At 49.3% G+C, this 20,678-nt stretch carries 18 protein-coding genes, 1 tRNA gene and 1 pseudogene; 17 read left to right on the top strand and 3 right to left on the bottom strand.

Features of this window, described 5'->3' with window-relative positions:
• Positions 1-101: 101 nt before the first annotated feature.
• The 6 genes and pseudogenes from CRO03_RS06445 to CRO03_RS06420 all read left to right on the top strand — a co-directional run bounded on the left by CRO03_RS06445 (position 102) and on the right by CRO03_RS06420 (position 6,322).
• Positions 102-950, top strand: a complete 849-nt coding sequence (locus CRO03_RS06445; protein WP_170948956.1) for a helix-turn-helix transcriptional regulator — start codon at positions 102-104, stop codon at positions 948-950.
• Between the two features lie 28 nt (positions 951-978).
• Positions 979-1,656 (top strand): hypothetical protein, encoded by a 678-nt coding sequence (locus tag CRO03_RS06440; protein WP_097110788.1) that lies wholly within the window; start codon positions 979-981, stop codon positions 1,654-1,656.
• A 76-nt stretch (positions 1,657-1,732) separates the two neighbouring features.
• Complete coding sequence (locus CRO03_RS06435; RefSeq protein ID WP_097110787.1) at positions 1,733-2,362, top strand: hypothetical protein; 630 nt, start codon at positions 1,733-1,735, stop codon at positions 2,360-2,362.
• A gap of 98 nt (positions 2,363-2,460) precedes the next feature.
• Positions 2,461-2,817, top strand: a pseudogene (locus tag CRO03_RS18670) (DUF1643 domain-containing protein); the annotation flags it as partial.
• On the top strand, positions 2,814-3,569 hold the full coding sequence (locus tag CRO03_RS06425; protein ID WP_097110786.1) for an endonuclease/exonuclease/phosphatase family protein: 756 nt from the start codon (positions 2,814-2,816) through the stop codon (positions 3,567-3,569). The pseudogene CRO03_RS18670 and the gene CRO03_RS06425, both read left to right, overlap by 4 nt.
• 164 nt (positions 3,570-3,733) lie before the next feature.
• A complete protein-coding gene (locus CRO03_RS06420; protein WP_097110785.1) occupies positions 3,734-6,322 on the top strand; it encodes a hypothetical protein in 2,589 nt (862 codons plus the stop codon).
• An 837-nt stretch (positions 6,323-7,159) separates the two neighbouring features.
• Here the strand turns inward: CRO03_RS06420 and CRO03_RS06415 are convergent.
• Together CRO03_RS06415 and CRO03_RS06410 are read right to left on the bottom strand one after the other, a co-directional pair.
• Positions 7,160-7,246 (bottom strand) — tRNA-Leu (locus tag CRO03_RS06415).
• 79 nt (positions 7,247-7,325) lie between these two features.
• Positions 7,326-8,636 (bottom strand): hypothetical protein, encoded by a 1,311-nt coding sequence (locus CRO03_RS06410; RefSeq protein WP_097110784.1) that lies wholly within the window; start codon positions 8,634-8,636, stop codon positions 7,326-7,328.
• A gap of 409 nt (positions 8,637-9,045) precedes the next feature.
• Between CRO03_RS06410 and leuA the strand changes: the two genes are divergently transcribed.
• From leuA to CRO03_RS06370, 8 genes are all read left to right on the top strand, one after another.
• The gene (leuA, locus tag CRO03_RS06405) at positions 9,046-10,647 is read left to right on the top strand and encodes a 2-isopropylmalate synthase (RefSeq protein ID WP_097110783.1); all 1,602 of its coding nucleotides are present in this window, start codon (positions 9,046-9,048) and stop codon (positions 10,645-10,647) included.
• Entirely contained in the window at positions 10,644-11,738 is a 1,095-nt protein-coding gene (gene leuB, locus CRO03_RS06400) for a 3-isopropylmalate dehydrogenase (protein WP_097110782.1), read from the top strand. Before leuA ends, leuB begins: the two co-directional genes overlap by 4 nt.
• Positions 11,738-13,174: a 3-isopropylmalate dehydratase large subunit gene (gene leuC, locus CRO03_RS06395; RefSeq protein ID WP_097110781.1), complete on the top strand. Its 1,437-nt coding sequence runs from the start codon at positions 11,738-11,740 to the stop codon at positions 13,172-13,174. The genes leuB and leuC overlap by 1 nt, the downstream gene beginning before the upstream one ends.
• A complete protein-coding gene (gene leuD, locus CRO03_RS06390; protein WP_097110780.1) occupies positions 13,171-13,773 on the top strand; it encodes a 3-isopropylmalate dehydratase small subunit in 603 nt (200 codons plus the stop codon). Before leuC ends, leuD begins: the two co-directional genes overlap by 4 nt.
• A 42-nt stretch (positions 13,774-13,815) precedes the next feature.
• Positions 13,816-14,163 (top strand): gamma-glutamylcyclotransferase family protein, encoded by a 348-nt coding sequence (locus CRO03_RS06385; RefSeq protein ID WP_097110779.1) that lies wholly within the window; start codon positions 13,816-13,818, stop codon positions 14,161-14,163.
• Positions 14,164-14,169: 6 nt separating this feature from the next.
• Positions 14,170-14,583: a DUF2784 domain-containing protein gene (locus tag CRO03_RS06380; RefSeq protein ID WP_097110778.1), complete on the top strand. Its 414-nt coding sequence runs from the start codon at positions 14,170-14,172 to the stop codon at positions 14,581-14,583.
• Positions 14,584-14,694: 111 nt separating this feature from the next.
• Positions 14,695-15,945, top strand: coding sequence for a S1C family serine protease (locus CRO03_RS06375; protein WP_097110777.1), 1,251 nt, complete (start codon positions 14,695-14,697; stop codon positions 15,943-15,945).
• On the top strand, positions 15,933-16,922 hold the full coding sequence (locus CRO03_RS06370) for an FHA domain-containing protein (protein ID WP_097110776.1): 990 nt from the start codon (positions 15,933-15,935) through the stop codon (positions 16,920-16,922). The genes CRO03_RS06375 and CRO03_RS06370 overlap by 13 nt, the downstream gene beginning before the upstream one ends.
• Positions 16,923-16,994: 72 nt before the next feature.
• Here the strand turns inward: CRO03_RS06370 and CRO03_RS06365 are convergent, their stop codons facing one another.
• Positions 16,995-17,948, bottom strand: coding sequence for a hypothetical protein (locus CRO03_RS06365; RefSeq protein ID WP_097110775.1), 954 nt, complete (start codon positions 17,946-17,948; stop codon positions 16,995-16,997).
• 196 nt (positions 17,949-18,144) lie between these two features.
• On the opposite strand from CRO03_RS06365, the gene CRO03_RS06360 reads away from it, so the two are divergent.
• From CRO03_RS06360 to CRO03_RS06350, 3 genes are read left to right on the top strand one after another with little or no spacing between them, the layout of a single operon-like run.
• A complete protein-coding gene (locus CRO03_RS06360) occupies positions 18,145-18,777 on the top strand; it encodes a trimeric intracellular cation channel family protein (RefSeq protein ID WP_097110774.1) in 633 nt (210 codons plus the stop codon).
• A gap of 2 nt (positions 18,778-18,779) precedes the next feature.
• Positions 18,780-19,955: a DUF418 domain-containing protein gene (locus CRO03_RS06355; RefSeq protein WP_097110773.1), complete on the top strand. Its 1,176-nt coding sequence runs from the start codon at positions 18,780-18,782 to the stop codon at positions 19,953-19,955.
• Positions 19,956-19,959: 4 nt separating this feature from the next.
• On the top strand, positions 19,960-20,586 hold the full coding sequence (locus CRO03_RS06350) for a YigZ family protein (protein WP_097110772.1): 627 nt from the start codon (positions 19,960-19,962) through the stop codon (positions 20,584-20,586).
• Positions 20,587-20,678 lie beyond the last annotated feature (92 nt).

Below are 20,678 nucleotides of genomic sequence, written 5' to 3'. Positions count from 1 at the left end.
TTTATCCAGCCACCCCGATTAGCACAGTTGCGCTGCATCAACACTTGGTTGACGAGGGCTTTCGGGTAAGTAAGCGCACTGTAGAACGCGATTTGCTTAAATTGGAACAGCTTGGTGGCTTATGTGCTAATACATCAGCAGAGGGCAACACCTGGTACAAAATAACAGCAAACAACAGAGAGGCAATGCAACCTTCAGAGGCCTTTATGTTACTGCTATCCGAAAAGCTTTTAGTACAAACCATGCCTGCAGAATATGCCCGGCGACTTGAAGAGCGACTGGTTAAAGCAAAAAGCATTCTTAGTGCTGAAAATTCATTTAATCAGTGGGATGCCAAATTGCAGGTGATCTCAGACGGCTACCCTTTAATTAATTGCAACAATATTTTTTCCGAAGAGCTGCGAGAAGTTATTTATGACGGTGTGCTGCGCGAGCACCAAATAGAAATAAGTTATCAGGCAAGAGGAAAAGAAAACGCGGTTAGTTATAAGCTCAACCCTCTTGGAATTATTATCAGGGGTCAAAGCCACTATCTTGTCGCAACCCAAGTTACCGCCTCGGAAACACCGTTGTTGTTTCTTTTTCATCGGATTAAAAATGCGTATAGCCTCTATAGCGGCATTGAGAAACCACGATCATTTACCCTGCAACAATACTACGCAAAAAACCCGTCAGGCTGGATTCTGAAAAATGAAAATCAGTTCGAAACTATTGAGCTGAAAGTAAAAGACTTCGCATTAGACACCCTTACTCACAACAAACTTGCTGAAGACCAGCTGCTGGACAACATAAACGATGGCTGGGCAACAGTTCGTTTTAATTCAGTGCCAACCTATGACCTGGTAGCCTGGATACTCAGGTATGGCGCTGATGTAATTTGTGTCTCGCCAGAGCACCTCAGAAGTAGGGTAAAAAAATCGTTAATAGCATCGTTAGCGTTATACCAATAAATATTTAAATCTAATATCAGGAATTAATATGGATACCTATTTACAAGAGTTGGCGGCAATTGAGCATTATAAAAAATACCCAAATCTGCTGCCGTGGGTGGGGCCTGGTTATGAAAATGCGCAAAATAAGCTGCTGGTGCTGGGTGAAAGCCACTATCTAGACGAGGGCAGCAATTATCACCATGACCCAGTGCGCTGGTATGAGGGAGTCGATATTTCTCAGTGCACCGATCGTCACTGGATGCACACAGCAAACATAATTCAGAATGGCCTTAATAACGGATGGAAAGAAAAGTCCAAACTGATTTACAAAAATATTTCTAAAGCACTAATTGAATCGGCAGTTACAGGATTTGCAGTCGATGAGCCTTTTGCTGAAATCTGTTATCTAAATTATTTTCAAAGGCCAGCGGAAAAAACCGGAAAATCGATAAACGTATCAGAAGCGGACGCACGGACGAGTGCCAGTGTTGTGACAAAGGTAATATCAATCTTAAATCCGGGTTTAGTCGTCTTTTCAAGCACTTTAGCCTGGCGCAGTGCCACCAAGTCAGGTTTAATCAACTTACTGAAAGAAACAGGAATAAAATGCGCAAGAGTTCCTCATGCAGGTATGCCCTGGTGGAACAGATCATCAAAAAAATATGGTGGCAAAACGGGTAAGCAATACTTTATCGATTTTTTAAGAGACGCAGCTATTAATTAGCACAACGATGATAAACAAAACGTTTCGCCAGACAAGCCCAATACCCAAATCGGCATGAAAGTGAAAAGGAGTAGCAATGCCATTACAAAACCGAGTTGACCCTTATGGCCGCTTAATCGCAGATAAGTCACGCGGAAGCTTTCTGGGCAACCGGGGTATTCTACACAACGATGACAAACAAATTGTATCGCAATACAAGCATAAAGCTTGGGTTACCTGTGTCTTGTCGTTCAAAGGTATTAAGCGCGAAATATTTGGCCCGAACCGTTACTCAGAACTGTTCTTTCTAGATGAAGCAACAGCATTTTCAGCGGGTCATCGTCCATGCGCACATTGCCGTAAGGTACGATATAACGAATTTAAAGCGGCTTGGATTTTAGCAAACGCCGAAGCGCCTGATAGCAAATTATCCGTGCAGCAGATAGATGATGTTCTGCATAAAGAGCGGGTAACTAAAGGTGCCCAAAAGGTAACCTGCACTGCGCAGCTATCAGATCTGCCAAGTGGTGCTTTTGTTGAGTTCAATGAAAAGCCTTACCTGTTGTGGGATAACTCCTTGTACTTATGGTCACCAGAGGGCTATAAAAAATCAGATATTACCGTTTCGGCAATTGGTGATGTAAAAGTGCTGACACCCGCATCAATAGTGAAAATGTACAGCAACGGTTTTGTCCCTGAAGTACATCATTCAATTGCGAACGACTAGGTAATATTAGTGAACATGCTCAGAAGCGATGCCGTTTTTTCAGATTGTAGAAAATACAGATTCGCTTTATGGCGAGTATGGGATGAAGCGCTACCGATGAAAGCGCAGATGACCCAACACTAACGCGTTGTATCCGTTATGCGCAATCCTGGGGCTATGGTGGTGTCTGCATGGCAAATTTATTCGCTTTCCGGGCGACTGATCCAAAAGTGATGATGTTAGCCTCAGATCCTGTTGGCGCTGATAACGACCGCCGGCTACTTGAGCTTTCACAAAGTTCGGGGTTGGTAATTGCGGCCTGGGGCAATACAGGGCGGTTTATGGGCCGCTCAGATCATGTTAGGAACCTTATACCTAACCTGTATTGCTTAAAGCTAAACAAATCAGGCGAGCCTGCACATCCCTTGTATCAGAAAACCCAAATCCAACCGACACTAATGATACTGACATCATGAAAATTGTAACCTGGAACTGTAACGGGGCTCTGCGCAAGAAGTTGGCTGATGTTGATGCGCTCGACGCTGACATTCTGGTTATTCAAGAATGTGAAGATCCTGCTAATTACAAGGGGCAGTATCTAAGCTGGGCAGGTGATTATCTCTGGGTAGGCGATAACAAAAATAAGGGCATTGGCGTATTTGCCAAGAATGGCAACTCAGTCACTGCGTTACCCTGGCTGGGTAGTTATTCCATACCCGGTATATCTGAACATCATGCCAGTGCGACCTGGACTACTGATCAGCTGAAACTGTTTTTACCCTTTAGCATCAACAACACTTTAACCATATTGGCGGTATGGACTAAGGGTAGTGATGAAGAGGCATTTGGTTACATTGGTCAATTATGGAAGTACCTGCAAATACACCGTAATGAGCTGGCCGGGCCGAAGACAATCGTGTTAGGCGACCTAAATAGTAACGTTATCTGGGATAAAGCTGACCGCTGGTGGAGTCACACCGGGGTAGTACAGGAGCTTGACCACATTGGTTTGCAGAGTGTTTATCACCATCAAAAGGCAGAGATGCAAGGGCAAGAATCGACACCGACTTTTTACCTGCACCGCAATCTGAACAAGCCTTACCACATCGACTATGTTTTTGCATCAACAGACCTGATAGACAACTGCCAACTAGATATTGGCCAACATGACAAGTGGCTAGCGTTAAGTGACCACATGCCGCTTTATCTGACTTTTAGAAATCACTAACCACGCAATGTTACTTAACATAACACTGATAAAAATTGAGTTTGTGTCTCAATAATGCAAAAAAATGTCCAATTTTTAGCTTGCCAATATTATCTAAAGTCGATTAATTTAACAACAACATAGAAACAAAAGATTGTTATCGCCAAAGCTTAAGGATGATGCTTATGTCTGCCAAATCAATTGCTTTTAAACTTTCTCCATTGGCATTTTTAATCTTACAGGCCTGCAGCGGTAGTTCTGGCGATGAAACACCTCCTGCACCAGTAAATACAGCGCCTGCTATTTCTCAGTTTCAGGTATTGAAGTCGGGCTCAGCGGTAACCTCGGCAACAAACGACGACGTAGTTACACTCAGTGTGCAGGCAACAGACGCTGACAATGACAGTTTGAATTACAATTATGCGTACCAAGATATCGCTGGTGCCTGGCAGCCATTAAGCGGCAGTGGCGCTGCGATAGAGGTGAGTGTCGCCGATATGTTTGGCTTTCGCGTGCAGGTGGGCGATGGCAAGACAACGACTACACGGGACATTACTTTTGAATCCTTACTAAACGACAGCCAGGTGCTCGACCAATTCACCTCCAGCGCCAATTTGTTGTCAAGTGCACTCGATAGCTACATCGGGGTTGCTCCGCTCAGTCGGGGGAAGGGCATTATTGGTGTATCGCTTGCTGATGAGGGTGAAGAGGTATACGAAGCAGATGGACCGCTTGGAACGGCGAACGCTGTGTTTCATGTGGGGGAAGTTACTGCGAGAACCCTGAGCGACAAAGTTACAGCATTATCAAGCCTGTTAAACAGTGGCGTATTCCAGCCGGTAGAGGTCACGCCTGCACCCAGCGCAGCAGCCAGTGCACGTTATGGCTCAGCTAATCTTACGATGGATAATACCCAATACAACGCTGAGGCGATGACAGTGCAGATGGTCAGGGTGCGTTTCGATACGGCTACCAGTAGCAGCAGTATAGAAAGTAGCGGTTCAGGCTTTACCACGGTAGGTGCAGTCAGTGTTGAGTGCGCATACAACGACGCCACCTATGCGCTAAGCAGCACGAACAGTGAGCTTGCCGACAATCTAGGTGGGCAGCGAGAACAGTGGATGGTTAACCAGGCCTTTATTGACACGCACTTCGCTGATCAGATCGGCACAGACGACACGGTAACCTTGACTGCCTGCTCGGCAACGCATGACACTGGCGGGGACAATACGCTCAATGGCACTATTGCTATCGAATTTGTCATTGAAAACTCTGATGCTGAGCCGCCAGAAATTGCGGGAGAATTCATATTCCCAGAGCAAGCAGTGTATACCAACAATGCGGGACAGAAACTGCCGTTGGTTTCTGCTGTCGGAGTGTTTACACCAAGTTACAACGAAGCTATCAGCGAAGAGACCCTGTCCATCTCGCTTGATGGCGGCAACAGCTTCCAGCCGCTGCAAAAAACGGATGGACAGTATGTGATTGATACCGCCGCTATAGCCAATGACGCACAGCGCATTGTTGTGACTGTGCAGGCAAAAGATATGGCTGACAATGCCGCCTCAAATAACTTCGAGCAGGCTGTGACAGGTGTAGAGTTTGACACCCAGGCAACCAACAGCTTCGATGGCAGCGAGCAAACCCTGGTACTGGCGTATCCAGACCAATTGTACCCCGCACTGTTTGGCCAACACGTCGCAGACAATCAAATACGCCTTGAGCGTGCCGACATCACCGCCACCATTGCTGGCGAGTCGGTACAAACCCTACCCAGCTTATGGCTTGATAACACCGAACAAGCTACCGACGATACCCTTTCGCTGCCCACGCAAGGAGCCGCAAACTATACTGTCAGTTCGCGCGAAACACTGGACAAAACAGCAGAAAACCTTACCGCTGTCCCGGCTGACTATTTTGCTCAAGCACAATTCACTATTAAGGTGGTCGATGAAGTGCTATCCGGCGACATCAGCTTCGGTGCTGCAGAGCGTTTCAATGGCTTACTGCGAGACGGGCAAACAGTGGCCGCAAGCGTTACGTTAGTTAATCAGTTAGGGCAAGCCGTGGTTGGCACAGTTCAGGTGGATGCCAAGTTGGATGACAGTCCGGCTATTATGCCGCTTGCGCTTGCTGTTGGTGAAAACCGAACACTAAGTGTAGATTTTGTTCGTCAGGAGGATAACAAAGTACTGGCAAGCACCTCTGTTACCATACACCCTAACACGCCACCAGTCTGCGCTTACACCGGCCCCGCATTAACGTTTACAGAAGGCGATGCCAATTACACCATCAGCAGCAACGACATCAGTTGCAACGATGCTGAAGATGACAGTGTTAGCTTGTCCAATTTAACCATTAATCTTGCGGGTCGCACAGCAGGCACTTATAGCCATGGCATCACTGCAAGTGATGAGCGAACTAATATTGACGTTTCCATTAACTATACGGTTTCAGCGCCGGCAAATACAGCGCCTACTATTGCTGATGTTGGAAGTTTTGACGGGAGCGAATCTCAATATAATACAGCATATGCACCTGCAAATATTAATTTAACAGCACCAACATGTGCAGATGATAATGCAGGAGATACATTATCTGTAAATATTTACAAAAATGGTTCATTTGATAGGAGTGTTTCTTCAGGCGCTTCATTTACTGTGAATTACCCTATATCTTTTGTTGCGGTAGATAACTTTAGTGCTAGATGTTATGACGGAAATCTAGAATCTTCCGTTGCTAATATACGAATTGTTATTTATGAGTCTTTTTAATTTAACAGTTAAAAGAATTACATTTAAAAACTGAGCGACTCATTTTGCCGACGGGCAGTAACTCTCAATTTATCCAAATCCAGCGGCTTATCACGCAGTTGGCAGGAATCGTCGTCATCAAGCGACGGTTTTGCCGCAAATATTTAATGCCAATAATGCTAATCGGTTCGGCAAATTTACAACTAGCTACTGTATAGTCTCCACGGCTCAATAGACAGCAGCACCCTTAGCTGGATCGCTGGTTAGGCGAGGAGGTAAAATCATACTAATTTGCATGCTCGCGTACTTCTGCGGAGCTAAGTAGCGATGATAGTAACTTACTAACCTTAGACCGGAGAAGGACCAGAGCGGTTTGCTTTGAATGCCAGGCTAATGCGCGTGGGTGTTGCTGCAGACAACCAAATAACACTGGTAATGCGTGCCGGTGAAACTGTGCAAAAACTTGACACTGCAGCAGCATTTGGACCGGATAGCGACCGGGGATTGCATAGAGCGGTTATTCAGTCACTGCATAAGTCCTGAATAGACTTACCCGCTAACCTTATATCCAGTAAAAGTCCGATTTTGGACTGCATTTCACTATAACTGTATAGAACTTGGCTATGCCACAGTCACTGTGCAGCCTATGGAACGGGTTCAGGACTAATCTGTAAGTAGACCATTACCTGATGCTGCAAATGTTTCTGAGCCCGTTTAGGCGACGTTAACAGCATTTGGCAGCAATTAAGTAATTAGCAAAGGCAAAGTCGGCTACACATAAGCTACACATCAGCTTTGTATGACTATCGAAAACACATCGAGGTTAAGCGGAAAAAAACTTTATAAAACATGGAGTTATGGTGCCCGGGGCCGGACTTGAACCGGCACGCCCTTTCGAGCGAGGGATTTTAAATCCCTTGTGTCTACCGATTTCACCACCCGGGCAGAGTTGCGTTGTACTGAAAAGTACTGGCAGAACGGCGCGCATAATAATGAACGCCGCCTGCTTATGCAAGTACTTTATTTACCACTCGATTGACGATGGTACCCGTGGTGATGACAACAGCTTGATAAAGCGGGCCCAGCGCTCGTCCTGATCATCGGTTTGCTCAATATATTGTTTTACCAGCTCTTTACCCCAGTTGTAGTTAATAACATAGGCGCCGTAGCTGTCGAAAAAGCGCAGCCGCTGCCGGGCTTCAGCTTCACTGTTCAGGCTGTATTGCTGTAACAGCGCCACCGCCTGTTCGCCGTCGATATCGCCATTTAAATACTGGCGGGCAATTTCGTTTCCGGCATAGCTGAGGCGCGCCATTAATTTTAAGAATGAAGCATATTCAGCCGCAGTATCCGGGTCCAGTCCGGCCAGCGGGTACAGGACGTCACGTTCAAATTCCAGCTTCTGCTCGCCTGGAAAGGCCAGTTCAATTCCGTAATTGGCAGTGCCTTCGGCAATTAACGATTGCGGGCTGTACAAAGGATAAACGCTGAATTCCTGCCAGCCTAATTCATCCACCAGCTTATGCTCCAGCAGCGCATTGTAAGTGTGGTGACCCGGGTAGCCTTCGTGGCAGCCCAAATCGACAGCGCGGGAGATATCAATCGGCCGCTCGCTGTTAATCTGAATTAAGCTGTACGATTTACCTTTGTACCAGTTGTAGCCACTCCAGGGCTTATCCTGCACATATTCCAGGCTGAAATCTTCACCGTCAGGCAAGCTGATATAAGCCTGAGTGCGCTGCCGGCATTCACTAATCGCCCGCTGAAACACCTCGTCCAGTTTGTCGGCCGGTATCACAAAGTTCTTGCGGTAGGCGAACACCCTTTCAGACAAACTGCCCTCACCCGGCACCAGTTCATCAATGCCAGCCAGAACTTCGTCAAAATCTGTCAGACTGTAATTAGGCGGCGTGGTGTCATATAGCGCCTGAGCCTGGGCTTCAAAATTGGCTTTTTTACCGTTACTTAAACTGTCGGCATGAAATGCCAGTGCTTGCAGCTGCTTATCCAGGTAATGCAGCCGCAATTTGTACATATCATTATCTGCGGTGGGCTGGGTATCAATTTTTTCAAGCAAGGTTTTTGCTTCTGCCGCAATTTCCGCTGCACTCAAACCGCGAGCTACCGCCTCGTCGCGCAGCTGCTGCGGGCCATAATAGGCATCGACATAATTGCTGTCGTGCTCACCCAGCGCCAGCACCAACTGCATATACTGGCGGGCGATATTGTCAGCATCCACCGTAGCGGCGACCCGCGGATCTGGCGCTTTGCCACAGGCTGTAACCAGCGCCAGGCTGGCAGTCAGTAATAAGGGTTTAAACAGAGGGTATCGCATAGTCAGCTTCCTTGGTTTGCTTTTATTTTAATGAGTTAGAACACTATTATGTACTTAAGCCTAGCGCTTCGCCCGCCATGCAGCAACTTTTTAAGTATTTCACTTACACTGCCCTGGCCAACAATTTTTCCAGTATAGACGTCTATACTGTTGCAGTTAAAAAATAACCATGTTATTACTATTGGCGTCTTGCTAGAAAGAAACCCAAAAGAGCAACCAATGAATTTACAGCGTAACGTTTCTATTATCAGCCTCCTCGTGCTCCTCACCGGCGCGCGGGGTATGGTTTATTGGTAGAAACGTAACGAACCGATAACGAAAAACCCCGTGCCACTGGCCGGGGTTTTTTGCATTTAAGCCCCCGCCACAAGTTGCCACCGACACCGATTAACGGAACAGGAAACACAAGATGAGCGGCGATAATAAAATCTGGATCTTTGATACCACCTTACGTGACGGCGAGCAGGCATTGCGCGCCAGCTTAAGCCAGAAGCAGAAAATTCAACTGGCCCACGCTATAGCCCGCTTGAAAGTGGATGTGATGGAAGTAGGCTTCCCGGTGTCCAGCCCGGGCGACTTTGACTCAGTGCAGCGGATTGCCCGCGAAGTAAAAGGCCCGATCATTTGTGGTCTGGCCCGGGCAGTTAGTGCCGATATTGAGGCCTGCGGTGCAGCATTAAAAGACGCCGAACAGCGCCGTATTCATACCTTTATTGCCACCTCGCCGCTGCACTTGCAATACAAACTGCGTAAAACCTTAGCTCAGGCCAGCGAGCAAGCGGTGGCTGCGATTAAACTGGCCAGCCGCTATACCGACGATATCGAATTCTCCTGTGAAGATGCCGGCCGCACCCCGATTGATGATTTATGCTGGATAGTTGAGCGGGCGATTAATGCCGGCGCCACCACCATTAATATTCCTGATACCGTCGGCTATACCATTCCGAATGAGTTCGCTGCCATTATCAGCACCTTGCGTAACAAAGTGCCGAATATCGATAAGGCCCGCTTGAGCGTGCATTGCCATAACGATTTAGGCCTGGCAGTGGCCAATAGTATCAGTGCTGTTCAGGCCGGGGCCCGCCAGATTGAATGTACGGTAAATGGCATTGGCGAGCGCGCGGGTAACTGTTCGCTGGAAGAAGTGGCGATGATTATCAACACCCGCAAAGATGTATTAGCGCCGTTGTACACAGATATTAAAACCACCGAAATTTACCGCAGCTCTCACTTAGTCAGCCAAATCTGCAATATGCCAATCCAGCCCAATAAGGCTATTGTTGGCGAAAACGCTTTTGCCCACAGCTCCGGCATTCATCAGGATGGCGTACTAAAAGCCCAGAATACTTACGAGATTATGGCACCCGAGCAGGTGGGTATTCGCCAGAACGAGCTGAACTTAACCTCGCGCTCGGGCCGGCATGTTATTCAGCATCGCTTAGCCGAGCTGGGCTACACCCATGATGATTACGACTTAGAAGCCGTTTACAAAAGCTTCGTTGCCCTGGCCGACCAAAAAGGCCGGGTGTTTGATTACGACTTAGAGGCGCTGGTGTTTTTTGAAAACATGCAGGAGCAAAACGATTATTTCGCGCTGGAGTTTTTAAGCTCGTCTACCCATACCGGCCATATTGCCAGCGCCACTGTTGGTTTACGCTGTGGCGATCAGGTATTTACCGAGGCGGCTACCGGCAACGGTCCGGTTGAAGCGGCATTCAGCGCCATTGCCCGGATCAGCAAGCTGCAGATCAAGATGGTCGATTTTAACTTACAGGCCAAAGGCAGCGGCGAAGATGCACTGGGCCAGGTCGATATTATTGCCGAGCATGAGGGCCGGCGCTTTCATGGTGCTGGTTTGGCAACCGACATCGTGCGCAGCTCGGTGCTGGCTTATGTTCATGTGCTGAATATGATCCAGCGTGCTCAGACCATTGATGCCCACAAGCACGCCCGCCAGACCCATGGCCGCGAACAGAACACAGTAAAAATAGCAGCAGGTGAACAACAATGAGTAAGCACTACAAAATTGCCGTGCTGGCCGGTGACGGCATTGGCCCGGAGGTGATGGCTGAGGCAGAGCGGGTATTACAGGTCGTGGCCGATAAATTTCAGTTTGGCATCAGCTTAACCCCCGCTTTAATTGGCGGTGCGGCAATCGACGCCACTGGCGAGCCATTACCGCCACAAACCCTGTCAATATGTCAGCAAAGCGATGCCATTTTATTTGGCTCGGTCGGTGGACCAAAATGGACGGGCTTAGCGCCGGACCAGCAACCGGAGCGTGGCTCGTTATTGCCCCTTCGCAAAACCTTCGATTTATTCTGTAACCTGCGCCCGGGCCAGATTTATCCGGCCTTTGCCGATTTATCGCCACTGCACCCGCGGGTCAGCAGCCTGGGTATGGATGTGTTGTGTGTGCGCGAGCTGACCGGCGGCATTTATTTTGGTGAAAAAGGCCGCAGCGATACTGATGCCTTTGATACCCAGCGCTATAGCGTCGCGGAAATTGAGCGGATTGCCCATGTCGCATTTGCAGCCGCGCAAAAGCGCAGCAATAAAGTGACCTCAATAGATAAAGCCAATGTGCTGCAAACCAGTATTTTATGGCGCGAAACGGTCGAGCGGGTAGCGCAGGATTACCCCGGTGTAACCCTGGAGCATATGTACATTGATAATGCTGCGATGCAGCTTATTCGCAGCCCGCAGCAGTTTGATGTGCTTTTGTGCGACAACCTGTTTGGCGATATTTTATCGGACGAAATTGCCGCCATTGCCGGCAGTTTAGGTTTGCTGCCATCGGCCAGTTTAAATGGCAGCGGCTTTGGTTTATATGAGCCCGCCGGTGGCAGTGCGCCCGATATCGCAGGCAAAGGCATTGCCAACCCCATTGCCCAGATTTTAAGTGCCGCCTTAATGCTGCGCTACAGCTTTGGCGAAGAAGACGCCGCCCGGGCGATTGAGCAGGCTGTGCAGCATTGTTTAACGCAGCATATCGTTACCCGTGATATTAACCCGAAATCCACTTATGGCACGGCTGCTGTTGGCGCCGCTATTGTTGCCACCTTGCAAACGTTTACGCACAGCCAGAAGGGAGCACACTAATGGCCCAAACTTTTTCCGCAAAAACACTTTATCAAAAAATCTACGCCAGCCATGTGGTGGGTAAGTTAAACCCCAGTACAGACTTATTATTTGTCGACCGCCATTTAATTCATGAGGTAACCTCGCCGCAGGCATTTTCCGGTTTAAAACTGGCCAATCGCACTGTACGCCGGCCCGATTTAACCTTTGCCACCATGGACCATAATGTTTCAACCCAACGGCGCAGCATGGACGCTGCCGGTGAAACCTCACGCAAACAGCTGGAAGCGCTAGCGGCTAACTGTGACGAAAACAACATACCATTACTGGATTTAACCCACCCTGATCAGGGCATCGTCCATGTCATTGGCCCGGAGCAGGGTTTAACCCAGCCCGGGATGATTATCGTCTGTGGCGACTCACACACCTCAACTCACGGTGCTTTTGGTGCGTTGGCTTTTGGGATTGGCACCTCTGAGGTAGAACATGTACTGGCCACCCAAACCCTGCCCCAGCAGCAGGCAAAAACCTTAAAAGTAGAGATAAATGGCGAGCTAAGCAGCCACGTTACGCCAAAAGATGTGATTATGGCGGTAATTGCAAAATTAGGCACCGCCGGCGGCAATGGCTATGTCGCTGAATTCTGTGGTAGCACCATTGCGGCGATGAGCATGGAAGGACGGATGACCTTATGCAATATGAGCATTGAAATGGGCGCCAAAGCCGGGCTGATAGCACCCGATGCAACCACTTTTGCCTATTTAAAAGGCAAAGCCCATGCGCCGCAAGCAGAGCACTGGGACGCAGCAGTAGACTATTGGCAAAGCCTGTATTCTGACGCTGACGCGGTGTTTGACCACACGGTAACCATAGATGCCAACGCCATTACGCCGCAAATCACCTGGGGCACTAACCCGGAGCAGGTTATTGCGGTTGATCAAAGCGTACCCTCACCTGCCAGCTTCAGCGATGCCACCAAGCGTGATGCCGCCGAGCGCGCGCTGGCCTACATGGGGCTTGAACCGGGCCAAAAACTGACCGACTGCAAAGTCGATGTGGTATTTATTGGCAGCTGCACCAATAGCCGGATTGAAGACTTGCGCGCTGCCGCCAGCGTGGTACAGGGCAAGCAGGTTGCCGCAGGCGTGCGGGCCTTAGTGGTACCGGGTTCGGGCATTGTTAAACGCCAGGCTGAACAAGAAGGTTTAGCCGATATTTTTAAAGGCGCCGGTTTTGAATGGCGCGAGCCAGGCTGCAGCATGTGCCTGGGCATGAACGATGACAGAGTAGCGGCCGGTGAGCGCTGCGCCAGTACCAGCAACCGTAACTTTGAGGGCCGTCAGGGCCGTGGCGCCCGCACCCATCTGGTCAGCCCGGCGATGGCGGCGGCAGCAGCAATAGCCGGCAAGTTTGTGAATATTGCCGCGGCTGCCAATGAAAAAGGAGATTGGGCATGAGTAAGATATTTGCACAGGGTTTGGTTTGCCCGTTAGATAAAAACAACGTGGATACTGATCAGATTATTCCGAAGCAATTTTTAACCAGTGTCAGCCGCGACGGCTTTGCCGAAGCAATGTTTTTTGACTGGCGTTATCTGGCCGATGGCAGCCCGAATCCGGATTTCGTGATCAATGAACCGGCATACGCCGGCGCCAGTATTTTACTGACCCGAGCTAACTTTGGCTGTGGATCCAGTCGCGAACACGCGCCCTGGGCCATTCAGCAGTATGGTTTTAACGTTATTATCGCCGAAAGTTTTGCCGATATTTTCTTTAATAACAGCGTCAATAATGGCATGTTATTAATTCAGTTAAGCAAAACCAATATCGACTTATTGTTTAGCCGTTGCCAGCAGGGGCCTCAGAATTGGCAAATAGATTTAGCCAGTCAGGAAATCATGTTCGGCAATAATGCTGCACTGGGCTTTAAAATCGACGCCGATATTAAACAACGGCTGTTAGCCGGGCTGGATTTTATCGGCAACAGCGAGCAGCTGAACTCACAAATTACCGATTTTGAGCAAAGCCGCAAAGCCAGCCAGCCCTGGCTGGGTTAAGCTAAGGGGCCGCATACCCTGCCCCAGGTAACAGAGGACGCCATGCCAAAACTATTTTCCTACGGCACCTTGCAGCAAAAAAACGTCCAGCTGGCTAATTTTGGCCGTGAACTAACCGGCTACCAGGACATTCTGCCGGGCTATGTTGTCGGTGAAATAGCAATTACTGAGCCGCGGGTACTGCGGGAAAGTGGTAAAGCCATTCATCCGATATTACGCTTTACCGGCAATATAAGTGATGAAGTGGCTGGCACTGTTTTTGAGCTGACCGACGCCGAACTGCTGCAAGCCGATGACTATGAAGTCGATGCTTATATCCGAGTCAGCGCCTGCTTAAAATCGGGTGCTGACTGCTGGATCTATGCGGCCGCCGCACCAAACAGCAGGTAAATCGCTATGTCTGAGCCATCAACTTTGTTACTGCTGGCCGATGCCATTCTGATTATTCACTTTTTAGTCGTACTGTTTGTGGTTGGCGGCCTGCTGGCTATTTATCTTGGTCATTTTCTAACGTGGCACTGGGTTGGCAATAAAACCTTCCGGCTGCTGCATCTGCTGGCAATTGCTATTGTGGTGCTGCAATCCTGGTTGGGCGTTATCTGTCCGCTTACGGTCTGGGAGATGGCATTAAGGGAAAAAGCCGGCGCAGCTACTTATGCCGGCTCCTTTGTTCAGCACTGGCTACAATATTTACTGTACTACACTGCGCCAGACTGGGTATTTATCGCGCTTTATAGCGGCTTCGCCTGTCTGGTATTAATGAGCTGGTATTTAGTACCTCCCGTTAGCCATAAAAAACTATCACGCTAAAGAAATTTGCTGAACTCAACCGCAAAAACCATATCCAGAATAACGCACTGTAGCTTGTATTTCTGGCCACAAGCCGCTAATTTGGCTGCTTAATTAACAGGGATGCAAACTATGTGGTACAGAGTATTCTGCGGCTTAGTGCTGGTGCTGGCGCAGCCGTTGTCAGCTGATACAGCACAAAGCGTGTTTAATAATTACCAGGACGCGCTTATTCAGGTGCAGGTAATTGAAAACCAGACCCAACGTAAATCGGCTATTGGCAGCGGTTTTTATGTCAGTGACGACTTACTGATCACTAATTACCATGTCATTGCTGAAAAAATTCAATCTGAACAGCAATACCAATTAATGGCTAACGTTGGTGCTGATAATAAGCAACCGCTGGATATTATTGCAGTTGACGTTATTAACGATTTAGCGCTGTTGCGCTCCCCAGTGCAACAAAGCCGGCAATTCAGCCTGGCAGAGGGTTTACCTGCGCAGGGCGAGCAGGTGTTCAGCCTGGGTAACCCGCATGACTTAGGCATGGTAGTGGTGCCCGGCACCTTTAACGGCATGAAGCAACAAAGCTTTTATCCACGACTGCATGTTACCGGGTCAATAAACCCCGGTATGAGTGGTGGCCCCAGTGTTAACAGCGATGGCAAGGTGATAGGGGTTAATGTCGCCACGGCCGGTAATCAGATTGGCTTTGTGGTGCCGGTTGCTCAGGTTAATGCGTTACTGGTGGCGGCAAGCAATACCGTGCCGGACATTGCCACATTAAAGCAGAAAATTCTGCAGCAATTGCTAACCAACCAGCAGCAAATGCTCAGCCCTTTGCTTAATGAAGACTGGCAGATGCAGGCATTGGGTAAAGGTCAGGTACCGGAAGACATTGCACCCTTTGTCCAATGCTGGGGCCGGGCCACTGAGCCTGAACAGGATAATGGAATAGATACTGCCACCGCCAGTTGCGGCCAGAGCGAGCAAATTTATCTGAGCGCCGGCCTGACAACCGGCAAGCTGGAAATGCAGTTTGAATGGCTGGACGGTAAAGACTTACACCCGTTGAAGTTTAATCATCATTACCAAAGCCGGATCAGTTACAGCGGCGCTGACAATCGTGCCGGCAAACATGATGTGACCGATTTTAACTGTCATAGCGACATCGTGGCACTGGCCGGCGTCGCAACCCGGGTTATTTTCTGTGTCCGGGCTTATAAAGATTATCCGGAACTATTTGATGCGCTGTACCTGGCCGCTACCGTTGCTCAGGAACAACAAGGCTTTATCAGTCACTTTACTCTGGCGGGGGTAACCCGGGAAAATGCCAAAGCCTTTGCCCGGAAGTTTATGGAGGCTGTCATATGGCAATCCTGATTGAACTGCTAAACAGCCAGGGCCGGGTGACTGAACGACATAAATTCAGCCAGCCGCAAATCAGCCTCGGCCGCGGCTATAACAATGACATTATTCTGCTGGACCCACACAGCTGCGCCGAGCATGCAATATTAACCCTGAACGAGCAGCAACAATGGCAGCTGACCGATATGGACTCGGTCAATGGCGTGCATAACCAGCGCGGACAACGGGTGAGTCAGCAACCGATAACCCAGTCAGGCCAGGAGTTTACCCTCGGTAAACAGCGGCTGCGGATCCTGTTCAGTGACCACCCGGTAGCGGCAACCCAACCACTGCATGCCACAGAGCGGCTGTTCCAGCTACTAAGCTCACCCTGGCTGCTGCTTGGCGCCATATTATTGGTTGCCCTGAGTCTGGGGTACGAGTTCTGGTTAAGTGGCATAGGTGAAGACAGTCAGTGGCACAAACAACTGCTGCTTATTCCCTTTATACTGCTGATGTTTGCCCTGTGGCCAATACTACTCGCCGTGTGGGCACGTTTCACTGGCCGCGAGCCGCGCCTGCGGCCGCAGTTGGCCTTAACATTCAGTTTGCTGGTGGTCTGGGCATGCTGGGATATTGTACTGGCCCTGCTAAACTTTAATCATAACAACAGCATACTAACGCAAGGTTTAAGTTATCTGCTGCCAACAGTAATGTTGCTGGCATTTTTCTGGCTTAGCTTTGCTTTAATGAGTATTCAACGGCGCTGGTTACACATCGGCCTGACCCTGCTTTTAAGCGGTATTTACTGGCTGTACCCGTGGACGCAGCAAACGGATAGGCATTATTCGCCCCAGTATCAGTACCAATTACTACCACAGGCCTGGTTAATGCGCCAGCCGGCTACAACAGAACGTTTGCTTGAGCAGAGTGATAGCTTATTCGTTGAAACGGCAGCAGAGGCCGGGCAGGCCCGGGTAAAAAAAGCAGCGAAGCAGGCAAGTGTTGAATAACAACCAGCCATTAAAAAAGGCAGCTTAGCTGCCTTTTTTTACCAGGTTCGGTGCTAAACCAAGCTTGCCGGCTTAGTTTGCTACCATCTTCAGGTTGGCAAATTTAATCATTTGCTCTGGTGTTTGCAGTTCTGCCATTAAAGCACCGGATTGCATCGCCTCAAAGCTTACTGGCTCGGCAAAGCTGACGTTTACTTTTAGTTTTTCTGGCTGGTTAATAAAGGTAGTCAGGCTTTCTTTCATTTCCAGTGGCAGGTTTTCATCGGCCGTTATCGCCATTAATGCCATGCCCTGCAAGGCATCCATTGGTGGCATTTGGCCCTGGGCACTGCCCATTTCTACCAGCCGCTCAATAAAGCCGTTGTTGGTCACTACCAGTTCACCGCTTTTCAGGGCACCTTTTACCAGGTTAGCCATTACATCCGCCATGTAGCTGTCAGACATACTTAGCTGTTGTTGCTCTTCCGGAGTTTTCTCACTCATCTCGCGGGCAAAGGCCCACAATTCCTGCATCTGCGCAAAAGAGAAATTATAAGAAAGGCTGAACTCGTCATTGATCCGGGTATCCTGGCTGAAATACAACTCGCCGGTAGCCGGAGTATATTCATAGCTGTAGTCAGCATGCAGCGCGACACTTTGCACAAAAGCACTCATATCCGGTGGTAACATCGCCAGCATTGGCTCGGCCACTTTAGCGCCAACCAGCTGCGCACTGCCTTTGTCTGCTAAGCCTTGTGGTTTTAAACCCACAGCGGTGACTTTTTCAATGGTGGCTACCTGGCCCATACCGGCGACACTGACATCAACACCCGCTACGCTGTAGCTGGAGGTTAACACATTGGCCGACACATCCTGATAGCCAATGCTAATTGCTGGCATCAGGCCGGTCGCCGCCATTTCCGCATAAGACTTATTTGCCTGTTCAATTTGTTCTTTAATGGCATTTTCAGCTTGCGAATTGGCGTAATAAAAGCCCGCAGCGGCGGCAACCACAACAATACCGGCACCAACAACTAATTTATTCATAGTAATCCTTTATTCACTATTATTTATAAAACGTATTATTTACAAAAAGCGTGAAATCGTAGCACAACACCGCGGCAAGCTAAAAGGCAGTATTTGAACTATTTTATAAGTTGCTGCTACTACTCGAAAACATTTACCTGCCAGCGAAAGCCTGCTAGCGTGATGCTATCTTTTTCCGGCTTATATTAACCGCAGCATGACCACATACTTTTTCTGGTTTGATTTACTGGGCGTTGCGGTATTCGCGGTGTCAGGCACGCTGGCGGCATGGCGCAATCAGATGGATGGCTTTGGGGTAATAGTGCTGGCCAGTGTTACTGCGATTGGTGGTGGTACCCTGCGCGATCTTATTCTTGATGTCCCGGTTATCTGGATAAACAATAACAGTTATTTCTACGCTATCTTTATTGCCGCAGTGGCGACTATTTTATTAGTGCGCAACCGCTTAACCATTCCCAACAATACCCTGCAAATTCTCGATGCCATTGGCCTGGCGTTTTTTGTGATAATGGGCACCCAGAAAGCACTGGATTACGGCACTTCCACCTTAGTGGCGATTATGCTGGGCACCATGAGTGGCGTTTGTGGCGGCATGATCCGTGACGTGCTGTGCCGGGAAATTCCAATGGTATTTCGCGGTGAGCTGTACGCCGTCACCTGTCTGGTGGGCGGCGGCGTGTATACCAGCTTGCTGGCGCTGGGCGCGGGCCAGTTGTCTGCCATGCTGGCCGGTATGTCGGCGTTATTATTGCTAAGACTGGCAGCGATTAAATGGCAAATTACCATCCCGGTTTTTGGCAAACACCATAACGAGCTAAATGAGCCATAACGATGCCACAGCTAAATGACAGAGTAAGCAGTGGCCAGCGCCTGATCCAACTGGATATTATTCGTGGCCTGGCGATTCTGGGTATTTTGCTGGTCAATATTTTTGCCTTCGCCAGCCCGCCGGACTACTCGCACAGCCTGATTTGGCAACCAGGCATCAGTAGTGTAGATGTCGCGTTATTCAATCTGCAGACACTGGTATTTTCCGGCCGCTTTTTAACCCTGTTTAATTTGCTGTTTGGGGTCAGCCTGTTATTAATCGTCCAGAAATATGGCGAGGCCTACTTAAACCGCCGTTTAACGTGGCTGGCGGTGTTTGGCCTTATCCATATCAGTTTTATCTGGTTTGGCGATATTCTGCTCTGGTACGCCCTGACCGGTTTACTGGTATTAAAGCAGGGCTATCATAAACTCGATAGTGCAGCGTTGTGGCGTAAAAGTGCCCTGCTATTGGCCATTTCGCTGATCATGCCGGCTTTGTTCAGTTTATATCTGCTGCTGGCTACCCCGCCACCGCAGCAGCCATTAACCGCAGAGTTATTAATGGCGCAGCAGCAACTATGGACCGGACCTTATCTTACTCAGCTGACGGAAATGCTATGGCATAACCTGCTCATGCTGGTAGGTTTTGCGCTAACCCTGTACTGGCTGATGGCGGCGCTGATGATGTTTGGCATGGCGCTTTACAAAAGCGGCTGGTTCAGCCAGGGCTATTCCCGCGGCAGGACCCTGTTGTTGCTGCTGGCAGCACTGACCATCAGCGGCACTACTGCAATGCTCGACCATCTTACCGGCTATGGTTACGATCTCGGCATTATGCTGCCTTGGGAGCAAATAAGCGCCTTACTGATGGCACTAGCTTTTGCCAGCCCACTGATTAATGCCCGGCATAACCCGGTGCTGTACCAAAGGCTGCAAGGCTGGCTGGCGCCGTGCGGCCGGATGGCCTTTACCCTGTATTTAAGCCAGAGCCTGCTGATGGTGTTGTTGTTTAAAGTGCTTAAACCCGACTGGTTTGCCAGCCTCGACCGGCTGGCGCTACTGGGTATTGCGGTTACCACCATCATCCTGCAACTACTATTTTGCCGCTGGTATCTGCAGCACTACTCGCAAGGCCCATTGGAATGGCTATGGCGCCGGTTGAGTAAGCAGCCTGTAGCTGTCAGTCAAACTGAGTAATTACATGAGTCCTTATACCGAACTGGCCGCGCCGGTTGCGCATAGCCTGACTGAGAAAAACAGTGAGTTCCTGAGCTTTTTGCTGCCGGTTGCCAGCCGTGATGAGGCGATGGCTTTGATTAACCAGTATCGCGAGCAGTACCGGGCTGCCAACCATGTGTGCTGGGCTTATATTATTGGCAATACCCGCCAGCCGGAAACGCAGGCATTCAGCGACGATGGCGAACCGGCTGGTACCGCTGGCAAACCGATGTTGCATGTACTGACCGAGCAGGAGCTGGGCAATAGCCTGGCGCTGGTAGTGCGTTATTTTGGCGGGGTTAAACTGGGGGCCGGCGGCCTGGTCCGGGCATACTCGGCCGCAGTGTCGCAGGCCGCAGCGCTGGCGCAAACTGTGCAGGTAGAGCCGCAGGTGCAGCTTAAAATTACGCTGGACTTTGCGTTTGAAACCAGAGCACGCCAGTTGATTAGCCAGCATAGCGGCGAGCTACTGGTTACAGACTACAGCCAGCAGGTACAGCTGACCATTAGCCTGCCTATTGCTGAGGTCACTGAGTTTGGCAATCAACTACAGAATATCAGCTCTGGCAGCGCGCTAATTAGTGAGCTGCCGGCCGCAGCCAAAGCTTAAGCTCTCATCTGGGTTAATCTTGCGGTTACTGTGTTTTCAAACTGGCATTTAATGCTATTCCATGGATAATAAGCCGGATTAAAATGACCAGA

The sequence above is a fragment of the Arsukibacterium tuosuense genome, from assembly GCF_900215315.1.
GTDB classification, from domain to species: domain Bacteria; phylum Pseudomonadota; class Gammaproteobacteria; order Enterobacterales; family Alteromonadaceae; genus Alishewanella; species Alishewanella tuosuense.
This window is presented reverse-complemented; position numbering and strand designations above follow the sequence as displayed.

Bases quoted from the DNA above. Each gene is read 5' to 3' on its own strand.
- CRO03_RS06440 (WP_097110788.1), top strand. From the start codon at position 979: ATGGATACCTATTTACAAGAGTTGGCGGCAATTGAGCATTATAAAAAA.
- CRO03_RS06435 (WP_097110787.1), top strand. From the start codon at position 1,733: ATGCCATTACAAAACCGAGTTGACCCTTATGGCCGCTTAATCGCAGAT.
- CRO03_RS06425 (WP_097110786.1), top strand. From the start codon at position 2,814: ATGAAAATTGTAACCTGGAACTGTAACGGGGCTCTGCGCAAGAAGTTG.
- CRO03_RS06420 (WP_097110785.1), top strand. From the start codon at position 3,734: ATGTCTGCCAAATCAATTGCTTTTAAACTTTCTCCATTGGCATTTTTA.
- CRO03_RS06410 (WP_097110784.1), bottom strand. From the start codon at position 8,636: ATGCGATACCCTCTGTTTAAACCCTTATTACTGACTGCCAGCCTGGCG.
- leuA (WP_097110783.1), top strand. From the start codon at position 9,046: ATGAGCGGCGATAATAAAATCTGGATCTTTGATACCACCTTACGTGAC.
- leuB (WP_097110782.1), top strand. From the start codon at position 10,644: ATGAGTAAGCACTACAAAATTGCCGTGCTGGCCGGTGACGGCATTGGC.
- leuC (WP_097110781.1), top strand. From the start codon at position 11,738: ATGGCCCAAACTTTTTCCGCAAAAACACTTTATCAAAAAATCTACGCC.
- leuD (WP_097110780.1), top strand. From the start codon at position 13,171: ATGAGTAAGATATTTGCACAGGGTTTGGTTTGCCCGTTAGATAAAAAC.
- CRO03_RS06385 (WP_097110779.1), top strand. From the start codon at position 13,816: ATGCCAAAACTATTTTCCTACGGCACCTTGCAGCAAAAAAACGTCCAG.
- CRO03_RS06380 (WP_097110778.1), top strand. From the start codon at position 14,170: ATGTCTGAGCCATCAACTTTGTTACTGCTGGCCGATGCCATTCTGATT.
- CRO03_RS06375 (WP_097110777.1), top strand. From the start codon at position 14,695: ATGTGGTACAGAGTATTCTGCGGCTTAGTGCTGGTGCTGGCGCAGCCG.
- CRO03_RS06370 (WP_097110776.1), top strand. From the start codon at position 15,933: ATGGCAATCCTGATTGAACTGCTAAACAGCCAGGGCCGGGTGACTGAA.
- CRO03_RS06365 (WP_097110775.1), bottom strand. From the start codon at position 17,948: ATGAATAAATTAGTTGTTGGTGCCGGTATTGTTGTGGTTGCCGCCGCT.
- CRO03_RS06360 (WP_097110774.1), top strand. From the start codon at position 18,145: ATGACCACATACTTTTTCTGGTTTGATTTACTGGGCGTTGCGGTATTC.
- CRO03_RS06355 (WP_097110773.1), top strand. From the start codon at position 18,780: ATGCCACAGCTAAATGACAGAGTAAGCAGTGGCCAGCGCCTGATCCAA.
- CRO03_RS06350 (WP_097110772.1), top strand. From the start codon at position 19,960: ATGAGTCCTTATACCGAACTGGCCGCGCCGGTTGCGCATAGCCTGACT.